Source organism: Mycobacterium sp. 1245852.3, from assembly GCF_001669335.1.
GTDB lineage: Bacteria > Actinomycetota > Actinomycetes > Mycobacteriales > Mycobacteriaceae > Mycobacterium > Mycobacterium europaeum_A.
Genome location: NZ_LZLL01000633.1, coordinates 1 through 15,137 on the forward strand (window position 1 = coordinate 1; position 15,137 = coordinate 15,137).

A 15,137-nucleotide genomic window follows, 5' to 3' on the forward strand; every position below is an offset into this window, starting at 1 on the left:
GACTTGGGACGCGCCATCACGTTCGTCGCCGAGACGCCGCGCGGTGGCTTCATCGCCAACATGGAGCTTCAGCCCGAAGCACCGCTGGCCGACAACAAAGACCGCCAGAAACTCGCGCTCGGCGAAGAGGGGATGCCGTCATGACCACAACAGCTACGGTGCCCCGGGTTTCCGGCGGCGAGGAAGAGCACGGCCACCTCGAGGAATTCCGCACCGACCCAATCGGTTTGATGAAGCGCGTCCGCGAGGAATGCGGGGACGTCGGCTGGTTCCAACTGGTCGACAAGCACGTCATCCTGCTGTCCGGTGCCGGCGCCAACGAGTTCTTCTTCCGCTCCGCCGACGAGGACCTCGACCAGGCCGAGGCGTATCCGTTCATGACGCCGATCTTCGGCAAGGGCGTCGTGTTCGACGCCAGCCCGGAGCGGCGCAAGGAGATGCTGCACAACTCGGCGCTGCGCGGCGAGCAGATGAAGGGGCACGCGGCCACCATCGAGGGCGAAGTCAAGAAGATGATCGCCGACTGGGGCGACGAGGGCGAGATCGAGCTGCTCGACTTCTTCGCCGAGCTGACCATCTACACCTCGACCGCGTGTCTGATCGGGCTGAAGTTTCGTGAGCAGCTCGACCACCGGTTCGCCGAGTACTACCACGAGCTGGAACGCGGCACCGACCCGCTGTGCTACGTCGACCCCTACCTGCCGATCGACAGCTTCCGGCGCCGCGACGAGGCGCGCGTGAAACTGGTTGCGCTGGTGCAAGAAATCATGGATCAGCGGCTGGCCAACCCGCCGAAGGACAAGGCCGACCGCGACATGCTCGACGTGCTGGTCTCGATCAAGGACGAGGACGGCCGGCCCCGGTTCTCCGCCGACGAGGTCACCGGGATGTTCATCTCGCTGATGTTCGCCGGGCACCACACCAGTTCGGGGACCTCGGCCTGGACGTTGATCGAGTTGATCCGCCATCCCGAGGTGTACGCCGAGGTGCTGGCCGAGCTCGAGGAGCTCTACGCCGACGGCCAGGAGGTGAGTTTCCATGCGCTGCGCTCGATTCCGAAGCTGGACAACGTGGTCAAGGAAACCTTGCGCCTGCACCCGCCGCTGATCATCCTGATGCGCGTCGCCAAGGGCGAGTTCGAGGTCGAGGGCTTTCCCATTCACACCGGTGATTACGTCGCGGCCTCCCCGGCGATCTCCAACCGGATCCCCGAGGACTTTCCCGACCCGGACGCGTTCAAGCCCGACCGCTACAACAAGCCCGAGCAGGCCGACATCGTCAACCGGTGGACCTGGATTCCCTTCGGCGCGGGCCGGCACCGCTGCGTCGGCGCCGCGTTCGCCCAGATGCAGATCAAGGCGATCTTTTCGGTCCTGTTGCGCGAGTACGACTTTGAGATGGCCCAGCCGGCAGACAGCTATCACAACGATCACTCCAAGATGGTGGTGCAGCTCGCGCGCCCGGCCAAGGTGCGCTACCGCAAGCGCAGCGCGTAAGGGAGTAAGTCCAATGGGCGGATTCAGGATCGAAGCGGATCTGGATTTGTGTCAGGGCCACGCCATGTGCGAACTGGAGGCGCCGGACTACTTCCGGGTGCCCAAGCGGGGCAAGGTCGAGATCGTCGACCCCGAACCGCCCGAGGACGCCCGCGACGAGGTTGAGCGCGCGGTCGATATGTGTCCCACGCAAGCACTGTTCATCAAAGAGAAAGAAGACTGAGGACCCATGACTTCCAAGACGTCACACTCACGCGAAGACCTCGAGGCATGGGTCGACCGCTGGCTGCAGGCCAACAAGGACTGCGAAAAGGCCGGTGACTGGCGGCCGTTGGCCGACTTCTACACCCAAGACGCCACCTACGGCTGGAACATCGGCCCCAAGGAGGACGTGATGTGCGTCGGGATCGACGAGATCCGCGACATCGCGCTCGGCCTGGAGATGGAGGGGCTGGAGAACTGGGTGTACGAATACCAGAAGGTGCTCATCGACGAGAAGCAGGGCGAGATCGTCGGCTTCTGGAAGCAGATCGTCAACAAGAACGATGGCACCCGGGACGAGATCTACGGCATCGGGGGCAGCTGGTTCCGACTCAACGAGCACCGGCTCATCGAGTGGCAGCGCGACTTCTTCGACTTCGGCCACGTCGCGTACATGTTCGGCAAGCTCATCGAGTCCGGGGATCTGAGCGACGGCATGCAGAAGCGCATCGAGCGCAGCGTCGCCGGGGAAAAGCTGCCCGGCTACTACCCGCTTGGCGAGGCTCCCGTCCCCATCTGGTGAGGGGGAGCCAACCAAGCATTTGATTTGTTGCACGCGCTATGCTGACGCGACAAGGGTGCCTGTGGCACTCGTCACCTAGCTGGCCGGCATGAAGGGGCCGGTCAGCTCTGATCAATTCAAAGGCGAAATGGGGTCAGGACCATCGTGAAGACAAAAGGCGCACTGATCTGGGAGTTCAACCAGCCCTGGTCTATCGAGGAAATCGAGATCGGCGACCCGCAAGCGCATGAGGTCAAGATCCAGATGGAAGCGGCGGGCATGTGCCACTCCGACCATCACCTGGTCACCGGGGGCATCCCGATGGCCGGTTTCCCGGTGCTCGGCGGCCACGAAGGCGCGGGCATCGTCACCGAGGTCGGTCCCGGCGTGGACGACATCGCCCCGGGTGACCACGTCGTGCTGTCGTTCATCCCGTCGTGTGGGCAGTGTCCGACCTGTCAGGCCGGCATGCGCAACCTCTGCGACCTGGGCGCCGGCCTGCTGGGCGGCGCCGCGGTGTCCGACGGCACCTTCCGCATCCAGGCCCGCGGCCAGAACGTCTACCCCATGACGCTGCTGGGAACGTTCTCCCCCTACATGGTCGTGCACCGCAGCTCGGTGGTGAAGATCGACCCGTCGGTCCCGTTCGAGGTCGCCGCGCTGGTCGGCTGCGGCGTCACCACCGGTTACGGCTCGTCGGTCCGCACCGCTGACATCCGCCCAGGCCAGGACGTCGCCATCGTCGGCGTCGGCGGGGTGGGCATGGCGGCGCTGCAGGGAGCCGTCAACGCCGGCGCCCGCTACATCTTCGCGATCGACCCGGTCGAGTGGAAGCGCGACCAGGCGCTGAAGTTCGGCGCCACCCACGTCTACCCCGACATCTTCGCGGCGATGGCGGGCATGGCCGAGGTCACCTACGGCCTGATGGCCCACAAGGTCGTGGTCACCGTGGGCGAGCTGCAGGGCGCCGACGTCGACAACTACCTGAACATCACCCAGAAGGGCGGCACCTGCGTGCTGACCGCCATCGGCAGCCTGCTGGACACCAACGTCAACCTGAACCTGGCGATGCTGACCCTGATGCAGAAGAACCTGCAGGGCACCATCTTCGGTGGCGGCAATCCGCAGTACGACATCCCGCAGCTGCTGTCGATGTACAAGGCCGGCAAGCTGAACCTGGACGACATGATCACCCGCCAGTACAAGCTGGAGCAGATCAACGACGGCTACCAGGACATGCTGGACGGCAAGAACATTCGCGGCGTCATCCGGTTCACCGACGCCGACCGGTAACCACTTGTCAGCCGCGTCCGCTCAGTGACCGGCTTCGGCCACCTCATGGCGCCGGGACGCATCGGCGCCATGAGCGTGCGCAACCGCCTGGTCATGTCTCCGATGGAGACGATGTACGGCACCCCGGACGGGCTGCCGTCGCAGCGCACCCGCGATTACTTCGCGGCCCGCGCCCGCGGCGGTGTCGGGCTGATCACGTTGGGCGCCACCGGGGTTGACCATCACCACCCCGAGACTCCCGGCGGCTTGCATCTGTCCACCGATGATGCCGTCGCCGCGCATCGGGCGCTGGTGGAGGCGGTGCACGAGCACGGCGCCAAGATCCAGCCCCAGATCGTGCACGCCGGGCCCGACGGCTTGGGACCGGAGATCTTCGGTGTCGAGTCGCTGGGCCCGTCGGTGATCCCGTCCTACCTCACCGGGCGCCCGTCGGCCGAGATCAGCGCGCGGCAACTGACCCAGGTGTTCGATCTGTTCAAGGCCGCGGCCCGGCGCGCCGTCGAGGCCGGCTACGACGGCATCGAGCTGCACGCCGCGCACGGCTACATGCTGCTGGGCTCCTTCCTTGCGCCGCAACGCAATCGGCGCACCGACGAGTACCGCGGTGACTCGGCGCGCGGCCGGGCGCGGGTGGTGCTCAAGGCGCTGGCCGCGATCCGCTCCGAGATCGGCGACGCCCTGCCGATCACGCTGCGCATCTCCGGGTACGAACGCGTCGCCGGCGGCCGGGCCATCTACGAAACCGCCCGGCTGGCACCCGAACTCGTCGCCGCCGGGGTTGACGCGTTCCACGTCAGCGGCGGGGTAATCGATCGGCTGGTCACCGGCATGGTCAACGGCGCCGACGACGGCGACGAGCTCAACGTCGGTGCCGCGGCCGCGGTCAAGCAGGTGGTCGACGTGCCGGTGATCGCCGTCGGCCGCATCCACGACCCCGTGCGCGCCGAACGGATCCTGGCCGACGGCCGTGCCGATTTCATCGCCATGGGACGCCCGCTGCTGGCCGACCCCGACCTGCCCCGCAAGATCTCGTCCGGCCAGGCGCACCGGGTCCGCAGGTGCATCTCGTGCGAAAACTGCATCGACGCAATGGAACAGCGCTTCTCGGTCGATTGCGCGGTCAATCCGCGCACCGGCAAGGAACGGCAATTGGCGGCGGCCCGCGCCGACCGCGCGAAACGGGTGGTGGTGATCGGCGGTGGCCCGGCGGGGCTGGAGGCCGCGCGCGTCGCCGCCGAACGCGGCCACCGCGTCACGCTGTTCGAGCGCAGTGCGCAGCTGGGCGGCGCGCTGCGCTGGGCCTCGGTGCTGCACCCGGAAAACCAGCCGTTCCTGCGGTACCTGTGCGACGAGCTCAGGGCGAGCCGGGCCAAAATTCATCCAGGCCATAGTGTTTCGGCCGGCGACGTCGTCGCGTCCGCACCGGATGCGGTGATCGTGGCCACCGGTGGCCGTGTCGTCGTGCCGCCGATCCCCGGCGCCGATCGCGCGCACGTGCACACCGGGCCCGGGCTGCGCGAATTGCTAGGTGGCCGTGCCCAATCCGGCGCGCCGGCCTGGCAGCGCCTCGGCGCCGCTGTGTTGTCCGGCCGGCGGCAGCGGCTGCTGCGGCCGGCCGCGATCCGACTGGCCAGCCGGGCCTGGATGCCGCTCGGGCGGCGCGTGGTCATCGTCGGCGGTGACCTGGTCGCCCTGGAATTGGCGGAATTCCTTGCCGGCCGGGGCCGGTTGGTGGCCATCCTGGAGGCCGGCAAGGACATCGCGCCCGAGGTGGGCAATAAACGCAAGACCGAACACATGGATCGTCTCGACCGGCTGGGCGTCACCGTGCACGTGCGCGCCGTTACCGAACGCATCACCGCCGATGCGGTGGAGTTCACCCCCGACGGGGGAACCATCCGGCGCCTGGCCGCCGACAGCGTCGTGCTGGCCGGCACGGTCGAGCCGGACACCGCGCTGTTCGACGCCCTGGTCGACGCCCTGCCCGACGCCGAGGTGCACGCCGCCGGTGACTGCACCGGGCTGGGCCTGATCCGCAAAGCCACCGAGGAAGGCGCGCGTGCCGCGTGCGCAATCTAGTGACAGGAGAACAGAAATGACCGAAACCGAGCAATCCCAGGCGTCCCCGGCCCTGACCGCGTCGCAGTCGTCGTGGCGGTGCGTGCAGGCGCACGACCGCGAGGGGTGGCTGGCGCTGATGTCCGACGACGTCGTCATCGAGGACCCGATCGGCAAGTCCGTCACCAATCCCGACGGCACCGGGGTGCGCGGCAAGGAGGCCGTCGGCGCGTTCTTCGACAGCAACATCGCCGCCAACCAGCTCTCGATCACCTGCGAGGAGACCTTCCCGTCGAGTTCACCCGACGAGATCGCCCACATCCTGGTGCTCAACAGCAAGTTCGACGGCGGCTTCACCAGCTCGGTGCGCGGCGTGTTCACCTACAAGGTCAACGACGCGGGACTGATCACCAACATGCGCGGCTACTGGAACCTGGACATGATGCAGTTCGGCAAACAGGACTGAGTCGTCACTCGAGCCGCGGCGATCTTCCTAGCGGCGCGTGAAGATCAGATGCGTGACGCCGCTGGGGCTGCTCACCGACTCTAGGTCGAATCGCTGTTCGAGGCCTTCCAGCCCGGTCCACAACGACTCGCCGCGCCCCAAGATGATCGGCACCACCGCGATGTGCATGTGGTCGACGAGATCGGCTTCGAGGAATTGGCGGACGCTCGACGGTCCCCCGCCCAGGCGAATGTCGCTGTCCCCGGCGGCTTTTCGGGCTAACTCGAGGGATTGCCTGGGACCGGCGTCGACGAAGTGGAAGGTGGTGCCGCCGTCCATCTCGATCGGGGGTCGTGGGTGGTGCGTGAGCACGAAGACCGGTGTGTGAAAAGGCGGCTCGGAGCCCCACCAGCCTTTCCATTCCTCGCCGCCGTCTTGGCCGGTCCATGGTCCGCGCTGCGGCCCGAACTTGTTGCGTCCCATGATTTCCGCGCCGATGCCCGGCGCCCATTGGCTGGCCAGGGCGTCGTCGATGCCGGTGGCCCCGCCCGACTCGCCGTGCATGGCGCGGAAGGTCCGCGTGGCGAAGAACCACTCGTGTAGCCGTCCGCCGGCGTGCCCGAACGGCGCGTCCATGCTTTGGCCGATACCGGTACCGAAGCCGTCGAGGGAAATCGAAAAGTTGTGCACGCGCACTCGTGACATGGTGAGGTCTCCTGAATCCATCCGCGTTGTGGGGCGTCGCAGGATTGACCCGAGACGGCGGCCGAACTCATCGGTACGTCGCCGAGGTCGCTTTGCGGCGCGTGGCGCGCGGGCGACCACAGCCGCTGGCGCAATGTCGGCGCACCTATGCTGGGCCCATGGCGTCGATCTTCACCAAGATCATCAATCGTGAACTTCCCGGCCGCTTCGTCTACGAGGACGACGACGTCGTCGCATTCCTCACGATCGAGCCCATGACGCAGGGCCATACGCTCGTGGTGCCGCGCGCCGAGCTCGACAATTGGCAGGACGTCGACGGACCGGCCTTCGCACGGGTCATGGCCGTGAGCCAGCTGATCGGTAAGGCGGTGTGCAAGGCGTTCAGGACCGAGCGGTCCGGCCTGATCATCGCCGGGCTCGAGGTGCCGCACCTGCACGTGCACGTCTTTCCCACTCGCAGCCTCAGCGACTTCGGCTTCGCGGGAGTCGACCGTAACCCGTCCGCGGAATCGCTGGACGAGGCCCAGGCCAAGATCAAGGCGGCGCTGGCTCAGTTGACGTGAACGGGCTCGTGCGCCGGCACGTCACTGATGCGCGGCAGCGTCACCCGGAAGCGGCAGCCCTCGCCGGGCGCGGTGGTCACGCTGACCACGCCGCCGTGCGCGCGCACCAAGGAGTCGACGATGGATAGTCCCAGCCCGGTACCGCCGCTGGCGCGGGCGCGCGACGAGTCGGTCCGGTAGAACCGCTCGAACACGCGCGACGCGTCCTCCTGGTTCATGCCGGGACCCTGGTCCAGCACTTCGAGCACGGCGTCCGCGCCGTCGGTGCCGACCCGCACGGTGACGTCGGCGCTTTCCGGGGTGTGCTGCAACGCGTTGGCGATCAGGTTGCTCAACACCTGCCGTATCCGCGCCTCGTCACCGAGCACCTCCGGGGTGCCGGGCCCGTCCAGGACCTCCATGGTGATGGTGCGCTTGGGGTCCATCGCCTGCCCGTCGTGCACGGCATCGCTGGCCAGCGCCAGCAGATCCACCCGGTGGTGTTCGAGCGGTCGTTGCACATCGAGGCGGGCCAGGAGCAGCAGGTCGTCGACCAGCAGGCCCATCCGGGAGGCCTCGCTTTCGATCCGCGACAACAGCATCGCGACGTCGCGCGCGGCGCCCTGGCGATACAGCTCGGCGAAGCCGCGGATGGTCGTCAGCGGGGTGCGCAGTTCGTGGCTGGCGTCGGTGATGAAGCGCCGCATCCGGTCCTCGGAGCCGCGCGCCTTCTCGGCTGAGGACTCCGAGGACGCCAGCGCCTGCTGAATCTGCGCCAACATGCCGTTGAGCGCGAGCGAGAGCCGGCCCACCTCGGTGCGCGGATCACGTTCTGGCACACGGCGATCCAGTTGGCCCGAGGCGATCGCCGCGGCAGTCTGCTCGACCTCGGCCAGCGGCCGCAGGCTGCGCTGCACCACCGCGAAGCTGGCGATCCCGACCACGACCAGCACCGCCACCCCGATGCCCATCTGCAGCCAGACCAGCGAGCTGACCGTGTGCTGGACGTCGGACAGGTCGATCGCGACGGTCGTCAGCCCGTGCGGGCCGTGCACCGAGACGGCCCGCCATTGGATGTCCGAGCCGTTCACCGACGGCAACGTCGTCGGATTGGGGCCGACGTCGCTGTTGGGCGGTAAGGCCGGTTCGGCGTTGCGGTCGTTGATCGCGGTGAACGGGGTCCCGTCCATGCTGACGCCGCGGACGTAGAACTTCGACGGCGGCCGGCCCGGGTCGGGACCTTCGTACGGCGGCGGCGACTGCCGCCGCGGGTTCTGCGCCCAGCCCCGCGACGCGTCGAGCAGCGTGGAGTCGATGCGGCTGACCAGGCTGTGCCGCAGGATCGACGTCACCGCGATGCCGGACACGGCGAGGCCGCAGGCGACCAGCGCCAGGGTGGCGGCGACGAGCCCTATCCGAAGGGGCAATCCGCGTCGAGGCTTCGTGACCATCTACCTAACTTCTTCTACCGCCGCCGGCCGCGGGCGGGCTCAGCGCGGTTCCCGCAATACGTAACCGACTCCGCGCAGGGTGTGCAGCAGCCGCTTCTCGCCGGTGTCGATCTTGCGACGCAGGTACGACACGTAGGACTCGACGACATTGACGTCACCTCCGAAGTCGTAACGCCACACGTGGTCGAGGATCTTCGGCTTGCTCAACACCGTGCCGGCGTTGATCACAAAGTAACGCAGCAGCGTGAATTCGGTCGGCGACAGCGACACCGGTTGCCCGGCCTTCCACACCTCGTGGGTTTCTTCGTCGAGTTCGATGTCGGCGAAAGACAGTCGAGCGCTGCGCGGTTCGGCCCCGCCCTTGCCGGCGCGGCGAAGGATGACCCGCAACCGGGCGACGACCTCCTCGAGGCTGAACGGCTTCGTCACGTAGTCGTCGCCGCCCAGCGTCAGGCCGGCGATCTTGTCCTGCAGGGAATCCCGGGCGGTGAGAAACAGGGCGGGGGCGTCGATGCCGTCGGCGCGCAGCCGGCGCAGCACGCCGAACCCGTCCATGCCCGGCATCATCACGTCGAGGATGACCGCGTCGGGCCGGGCCTCGCGCGCCCGATCGAGGGCCTGGGCGCCATTGGTTGCGGTGTAGACCTCGAAACCCTGGAATTTCAGACTGACCGAGAGCAGCTCGACGATGTTGGCTTCGTCGTCGACCACGAGGACGCGAGCCTCCGGTTTAGTGTCGTTGGGGGTTGCCGATGTCATCAGATGCTTCTGTCCCTTGCTGAACGTTTGCCATGCGAAGGTTGTGTACTTCCTGAAAGCTCAGTGCCAACCGTCTGATAGTAGTCTGCCAGGAATCATCGCATTGCCTTGGGACGTGACGGGCTTGCCCAGCTTGCGTCGCGAATAGACTCGAGGAATGAACCTCGCCAGAAGCATCGTGTCGGCCGCGACGGCGCCCGCCCGGGTCGGGTTGGCCGCCGCCGATGCGAGCCTGAGCGTCGCGAGCACCGCCGTCGGCGTGGCGAAGCGAGCCCTGGGCGACGGCGGGACCGCCGGCACCAACGCGATGACGTCCATGCTGGGGATCGACGACGCGATCATGCGGGCCAACCGGCTGGCCAGGCTGCTCGACGACGACGCCCCGCTGGGCCGGGCGGTGGCCCCGGACGGCCCGATCGATCGCTTGCTGCGCCCGGGCGGGGTGGTCGACCTGCTGACCTCGGAGGGTGGGTTGCTGGACCGGCTGACCGCCGAGGGCGGCGCCCTGCACCGCACCCTGCAGCCCGGCGGGTTGGCCGATCAGCTGGTCGCCGAGGAGGGGCTGATCGAGCGGCTGCTGGCCGAGGACGGGCTGGCCGACCGGCTGCTGGCCGAGGGCGGGCTGGTCGACAAGCTGACCGCGAAGAACGGACCGCTGGATCAACTCGCCGACGTCGCCGACACCCTGGCGCGGCTCACGCCGGGCATGGAGGCGCTCGAGCCCGCCATCGCCACGCTGCAGGACGCCGTCATCGCGCTCACCATGGTGGTCAACCCGCTGAGCAACATCGCCGACCGGATTCCGCTGCCCGGCCGGCGGCGCCCGTCGTCGCGGGCGGTGCGCTCCGCACGTGTGATCGACAGCGACCAGTGACCGATTAGGCTGGGCACGGTTTTACCCCGCCTCCTTAGCTCAGTGGTAGAGCACTCGCCTTGTAAGCGAGCGGTCGTCAGTTCAATCCTGACAGGGGGCTCCCACTGAGTCGCTCCGCCAGAGCAGCCAAATTGGAGTCGAACAAAGCGTCCAGGTCGAAGGTCGTTGCGGCGATCAGCCAATAGGCGACCGACCACCACGGGAAAGCTGTGAGAACACTCTATTTTGACTGAGATGCCGCGTATTCCGAGTACACGCGCGATGGCCGTGATATGAAGCGACTAATCGTTGGTTAGCAAATAAAATGCCATTCTCTATCGGCCGCCTAGCCAGCGAGGGGGGTCAAAAAGTCGGCCTGATAAACGTAACCCGGGGGGGTTGTCAGGATGACGGCTGCTGCGACTGCGCCACGAGCCTTGCTGCTGCGGCTCCTTCGCCCGTCGACACGGGTGAACCCGTATCCCGTCTACCGTGAGCTCCGAGAGCATGGACCGCTGCATGTCCCCTCGGCCAACCTCACGGTGTTCGGTTCGTTCCGGGACTGCAACCAGGTGCTACGGCACCCCGCGTCGGCCACCGGGATCATGTTCGCACGGCAAGAGATCGCTGCCGGTGCCCAGCGGCGGCCGTTCGGCGAAACGGGCTTTCTGTCCCTCGCCCCGCCGGATCACGCCCGGTTGCGCCAGCTCGTCGGCAAGGCCTTCGCACCGAAGGTTGTCATGGCGCTCGAACCAGAAATCAGCGGGCTGGTGTCTTCCCTCCTTGACGATGTTGAGGCCACGGGCACTTTCGACGTGATCGCCGATCTGGCCTACCCACTACCCGTGGCGGTGATCTGCCGGCTGCTGGGCGTGCCGATCGAGGACGAGCCGGAGTTCAGCCGGGCGGCGGCGCCGCTGGCGCGACTGGTCGACCCGTTCATCACGTTCTCCCGCGACCCGGCCGCGTCCGACGAACGGAAGCGGGCAGGACTGTGGCTGCACGAATACCTGCACAACCTGATCCAGCAACGCCGCCGTGCGCCCGGTGAGGACCTGATATCCGCATTGATCGCTGTTGAGAAGTGCGGTGACCAGCTCACGGAGGAGGAGATCATCGCGGCCTGCGCTCTGATACTCATCGCCGGGCATGAGACCACAGTGAACCTCATCGCCAACGCGATCCTTGCGATGCTGCGTCATCCGGGCCAGTGGACCGCACTGGGCGCCAACCCGGGGCGGGTGTCAGCGGTGATAGAGGAGACGCTGCGGTACGACCCACCGAACCAGCTGATGGCCCGGATCGCGGGTGAGGACATGACGATCGGCGATGCCCCGGTTTCGAAAGGTGGGATCATGCTGTTGTTGCAGGCCGCCGCCCAACGCGACCCCGACGTCATCGAGAGGCCCGACGAGTTCGACCCTGATCGAGAAACTATTCACCACTTGGCGTTCGGGCACGGTCCGTCCTTCTGCCTCGGCGCGCCGCTGGCCCGGCTCGAAGCGTCGATCGCGTTGACGGCGGTGACATCGCGCTTCCCTTGCGCACGTCTTGCTGGTGAGCCGCTGTACAAGCCGAATGTCACGCTGCGCGGCATGTCGAAGCTCACCATCGCCGTCTGAACTCGCTCCCGGCCAACGAGCGTGTCGGTAACCGCGACGCTTGCGTGACCCGGATTACGGCTGACCCGGGATGGCGTCCAGACCGCCTTGAATGTCCTGCAGCTTCCCCTGGATGCCCTGCAGATCCCGTTGGATGTCCTGTAGATCGGACAACGATTTCTGATAGTCCGGCTGCGTCGGGTCCGGTGCGGTGGGTCGCGACTGCGGGCAGTACGCGACGATGGCGCCCGCGGTGACCTTCGCGCTTTGATCCGCGTCCCAGACCGACCTGCGCTGCACGAACCCGGCCGCGTCCGCGAAGTTCGGTTGGTGCGCCAAAAAGTCGCACACCGCGTGCCCTTGGCTCAGCACGTAGTCCTGGCTGGGAACGGGCACCCCCTCGCGCTTCAGCGCGCCGATGAAGGCCGCGTCGACGGCGCCGATCGCCGGGGCGGACGCCTTCGGCGCCACGGGCGGGGCGGGCGCGGCCGCGGGCGGGGTGTCCTCCGGCTGGGCCGCCGAATCGTGGTGGCGCAGCGCGAACATCACCACCACCGCGGCGACGACGGCCACCAGGGACAGCGGTAAGGCCGCGAACAGACCCAGGCGGCGCAGCGCGGCGACCTTCCGTCGCCGCGCTGCGATGGCGCGGACTTCGCTCTCCCGAGACCGGACGGCGCCGGCGACCTCGCTCTCCCAGGCGTCGAACGCGGCGACCTCGGGCGTCCCCGCCCCCTGGGCCAGGATTTCGTCGAGCAGTTGGTCGGCCTCATGCGACGACAGCTGACCGCCCTGCTCGCGGATCTGTTGGCGCCGCAGCGCGATGAGCCGCAATTCCGAATCGATCTTCTCGCGGTCGCGCATATCAACCAGTTTGAGAGCGTCGCGCCGTTGTTACAACTCCCGATAAGCAGATGGCCGCCACCGCATTGATGTCACAGCCCCTCATGCGAAAGACTCGGTTGAGCCGGCCAGCCGTAGCCGTGGGATTCGAGGCAAGGGATGGACGTGATCACCGTGAGCCGTAACCGCATCGGGCCGCTCGTCGTCGGCGCGATTGCCTTCGCGCTCGTCGGCTGTTCGGCGTCGCATCCGCCGGCGGCCACCGGCCCGGCCACGACGACGCGGGCCGCCTCGTCGCCGGCGCGGATGGTGCCCGCCGACGCGGGGACGACCGGCGGTGCACAGCCTCGCCTGGCGTCGGACCCGGCACAGCTGGCGGACGACCTGGTGGCCGACGAACGCGCGCTGCGTGATCCGGGCACACCGGACGCGGCGCTGACGGCGGCGGCGCGTCGCGAGCAGGCCGCCTACCGCGCAATCGGGCGCCACCCCGAATGGGACGCCACCACACGCGGGCGCATCCCGCCGGAGCTGACCGACGTCTACGACCGCAACGTCGACGCCCGCCGGCAACTCACAGCGCTGACCCCGGTGCGAGAAACCTTGCCCGCGTGGCGCATCGAGCCGCCGGCACCGGCCGACGAACTGATGAACTACTACCACCAGGCGGAAGCCGAATCCGGCGTCGGCTGGAACTACCTGGCCGCGATCAACCTCGTCGAGACCCGCTTCGGCAGCATCGTCGGCGCGAGCACCGCCGGCGCGCAGGGACCCATGCAGTTCCTGCCGTCGACGTTCGCCGGCTACGGCCAGGGCGGCGACATCCACTCACCGCATGACAGCATCCTGGCGGCGGGTCGCTACCTGGCCGCCAACGGCTTCGCCACCGATCGCGACCACGCCATCTACGGGTACAACCATGCCAACCAATACGTGCGCGCGGTCGACGATTACGCGGCGCTGATCGCGGCTGATCCCGCGACGTTCGCCGCGTTCTACCGGTGGGACGTCTACTGCCTGACGACGGCGGGCGACGTGTTACTGCCCATCGGTTACGACGCATCGTCGCCGATCCCGGCCGCCGATTATGTGGCGGCCCATCCGCAGTAGACCGACGCGCTAGACGTACTTGCGGGCAATGTCTCGCAGGTGCGATCCCACATCCTGACCGGTGGCCCGCTCGAGTCGGATCCCCAGCTCGCCGGCGAGATTGACGAAGCCCATCAATAGCATCATGTCGCCGTCGGGCTCGTCGACCACGTTCTCGACCAGGCGGCTCCAGGTGAATTCGTGGCCGCTGTCGGACGACCAAGCCGTCATGACATCGATGGCTCGGCGAACGTTTTCTCTCACGTCCATCCCCGGAGCCTGCCACGCGCGCTCTCCCGCCGCACTGCGGCGAAGATCCGCAGATACGTCAGCGGGCGCGCCGGATTACGGCAACGCCCGCTGACGGTTCAGATGATCAGCGCCGGGTCAGTACAGCGGCACCCAGACACCGAAGAACCAGTAACCCCAACCCCCGTACTGCCAGTTGAAGACGGGCACGACGGTAAAGGTGTTGTAGTTGAACGGCCCGAAGTCGCGCCGTCCCGCATCCCAGTCACGAGGCGGACCGTCCCACGGCCGGTTCCAGCCTCCTGGAGGCGGCGGTCCGTTCCAGCCCCCCGGAGGCGGCGGGCCCTCCCAGTGCGGCGGCGGGTGGCCCGGAGCCGGGCCGTCGTTCCAGCCGTAGCCATGCGGGCGCGGCGGCGGGGGCAACCCCGGCGGACCGGGCGGACACCCCGGTGGCCAGCCTGGCGGTGGTGGCGGAAACGCCCCGGCGCAGGGCGGGCAGGACAACCCGCCGCAGGGCGGCCACAACAGCCCACCGGCGCAGGGCGGTCAGAACAATCCGCCGCAGGGCGGTCAGAACAATCCGCCGCAGGGTGGTCAGAACAACCCCCCGCAGGGCGGTCAGAACAATCCGCCGCAGGGCGGCCAGAACAATCCGCCGCAGGGTGGCCAGAACAACCCCCCGCAGGGCGGCCAGAACAACCCCCCGCAGGGCGGCCAGAACAACCCCCCGCAGGGTGGACAGAACACCCCGCAGCCCAACCAGCACGGTCAGTATCCGGCCCAGACGGGGCAGAACAACCCGCCCAACGAGCACGGCCAGAACCCGCCGGCGCAGGGCGGCCCGAACAACGCGCCGGCGAACCAGAACCCGCCGCCGAACAACAGGCAGCGGTACGAGGCGCTGAACCCGCCGCCCACGGCCGGTTCCAGCCTCCTGGAGGCGGCGGTCCGTTCCAGCCCCCCGGAGGCGGCGGGCCCTCCCAGTGCGGC

At 67.8% G+C, this 15,137-nt stretch carries 16 protein-coding genes, 1 tRNA gene and 2 pseudogenes; 13 read left to right on the top strand and 6 right to left on the bottom strand.

What is annotated here, in order from left to right; translation table 11 throughout:
- The 7 genes and pseudogenes from A9W96_RS29570 to A9W96_RS29600 all read left to right on the top strand — a co-directional run.
- Nucleotides 1-144: pseudogene (locus A9W96_RS29570) on the top strand (short-chain dehydrogenase); the annotation flags it as partial.
- On the top strand, nt 141-1,496 hold the full coding sequence (locus A9W96_RS29575) for a cytochrome P450 (protein WP_067144696.1): 1,356 nt from the start codon (nt 141-143) through the stop codon (nt 1,494-1,496). The pseudogene A9W96_RS29570 and the gene A9W96_RS29575, both read left to right, overlap by 4 nt.
- 13 nt (nt 1,497-1,509) lie before the next feature.
- Nucleotides 1,510-1,719 (top strand): ferredoxin, encoded by a 210-nt coding sequence (locus A9W96_RS29580; protein WP_066863977.1) that lies wholly within the window; start codon nt 1,510-1,512, stop codon nt 1,717-1,719.
- 6 nt (nt 1,720-1,725) lie between these two features.
- Nucleotides 1,726-2,280 (top strand): hypothetical protein, encoded by a 555-nt coding sequence (locus A9W96_RS29585; RefSeq protein WP_067144699.1) that lies wholly within the window; start codon nt 1,726-1,728, stop codon nt 2,278-2,280.
- 144 nt (nt 2,281-2,424) lie between these two features.
- A complete protein-coding gene (locus tag A9W96_RS29590; protein WP_066863983.1) occupies nt 2,425-3,552 on the top strand; it encodes an NDMA-dependent alcohol dehydrogenase in 1,128 nt (375 codons plus the stop codon).
- Between the two features lie 24 nt (nt 3,553-3,576).
- Entirely contained in the window at nt 3,577-5,631 is a 2,055-nt protein-coding gene (locus A9W96_RS29595; RefSeq protein ID WP_067144700.1) for an FAD-dependent oxidoreductase, read from the top strand.
- Nucleotides 5,632-5,647: 16 nt separating this feature from the next.
- Entirely contained in the window at nt 5,648-6,076 is a 429-nt protein-coding gene (locus tag A9W96_RS29600) for a ketosteroid isomerase family protein (RefSeq protein ID WP_066863989.1), read from the top strand.
- A 27-nt stretch (nt 6,077-6,103) separates the two neighbouring features.
- On the opposite strand, the gene A9W96_RS29605 is transcribed toward A9W96_RS29600, so the two are convergent.
- Complete coding sequence (locus A9W96_RS29605) at nt 6,104-6,760, bottom strand: dihydrofolate reductase family protein (protein WP_066864046.1); 657 nt, start codon at nt 6,758-6,760, stop codon at nt 6,104-6,106.
- Between the two features lie 158 nt (nt 6,761-6,918).
- Here A9W96_RS29605 and A9W96_RS29610 point away from each other — a divergent pair, with 158 nt between their 5' ends.
- A complete protein-coding gene (locus tag A9W96_RS29610) occupies nt 6,919-7,323 on the top strand; it encodes an HIT family protein (RefSeq protein WP_066863992.1) in 405 nt (134 codons plus the stop codon).
- Here the strand turns inward: A9W96_RS29610 and A9W96_RS29615 are convergent.
- Entirely contained in the window at nt 7,311-8,753 is a 1,443-nt protein-coding gene (locus A9W96_RS29615; protein WP_067144702.1) for a cell wall metabolism sensor histidine kinase WalK, read from the bottom strand. The two genes, A9W96_RS29610 and A9W96_RS29615, sit on opposite strands and share 13 nt — an antisense overlap.
- Before the next feature lie 39 nt (nt 8,754-8,792).
- Complete coding sequence (phoP, locus tag A9W96_RS29620) at nt 8,793-9,512, bottom strand: two-component system response regulator PhoP (protein ID WP_066864000.1); 720 nt, start codon at nt 9,510-9,512, stop codon at nt 8,793-8,795.
- 157 nt (nt 9,513-9,669) lie between these two features.
- Between phoP and A9W96_RS29625 the strand changes: the two genes are divergently transcribed.
- From A9W96_RS29625 to A9W96_RS29635, 3 genes are all read left to right on the top strand, one after another.
- Nucleotides 9,670-10,386, top strand: a complete 717-nt coding sequence (locus tag A9W96_RS29625) for a hypothetical protein (RefSeq protein ID WP_067019336.1) — start codon at nt 9,670-9,672, stop codon at nt 10,384-10,386.
- Between the two features lie 28 nt (nt 10,387-10,414).
- A tRNA-Thr gene (locus A9W96_RS29630) sits at nt 10,415-10,486 on the top strand.
- A 286-nt stretch (nt 10,487-10,772) separates the two neighbouring features.
- A complete protein-coding gene (locus A9W96_RS29635; protein ID WP_067144704.1) occupies nt 10,773-11,987 on the top strand; it encodes a cytochrome P450 in 1,215 nt (404 codons plus the stop codon).
- A 54-nt stretch (nt 11,988-12,041) separates the two neighbouring features.
- On the opposite strand, the gene A9W96_RS29640 is transcribed toward A9W96_RS29635, so the two are convergent.
- Nucleotides 12,042-12,830, bottom strand: a complete 789-nt coding sequence (locus A9W96_RS29640; protein WP_066864009.1) for a DUF732 domain-containing protein — start codon at nt 12,828-12,830, stop codon at nt 12,042-12,044.
- A gap of 138 nt (nt 12,831-12,968) precedes the next feature.
- On the opposite strand from A9W96_RS29640, the gene A9W96_RS29645 reads away from it, so the two are divergent.
- Nucleotides 12,969-13,919, top strand: a complete 951-nt coding sequence (locus A9W96_RS29645; protein WP_156748925.1) for a lytic transglycosylase domain-containing protein — start codon at nt 12,969-12,971, stop codon at nt 13,917-13,919.
- A 9-nt stretch (nt 13,920-13,928) separates the two neighbouring features.
- Here A9W96_RS29645 and A9W96_RS29650 read toward each other — a convergent pair whose 3' ends face one another.
- Both A9W96_RS29650 and A9W96_RS31095 read right to left on the bottom strand, forming a co-directional pair.
- Entirely contained in the window at nt 13,929-14,129 is a 201-nt protein-coding gene (locus tag A9W96_RS29650; RefSeq protein ID WP_231999958.1) for a hypothetical protein, read from the bottom strand.
- Nucleotides 14,130-14,285: 156 nt separating this feature from the next.
- Nucleotides 14,286-14,651, bottom strand: a complete 366-nt coding sequence (locus A9W96_RS31095; RefSeq protein WP_369830888.1) for an MAP_0585 family protein — start codon at nt 14,649-14,651, stop codon at nt 14,286-14,288.
- Here A9W96_RS31095 and A9W96_RS33180 point away from each other — a divergent pair.
- Nucleotides 14,545-15,066: pseudogene (locus A9W96_RS33180) on the top strand (hypothetical protein); the annotation flags it as partial. The gene A9W96_RS31095 and the pseudogene A9W96_RS33180 sit on opposite strands and share 107 nt — an antisense overlap.
- Nucleotides 15,067-15,137 lie beyond the last annotated feature (71 nt).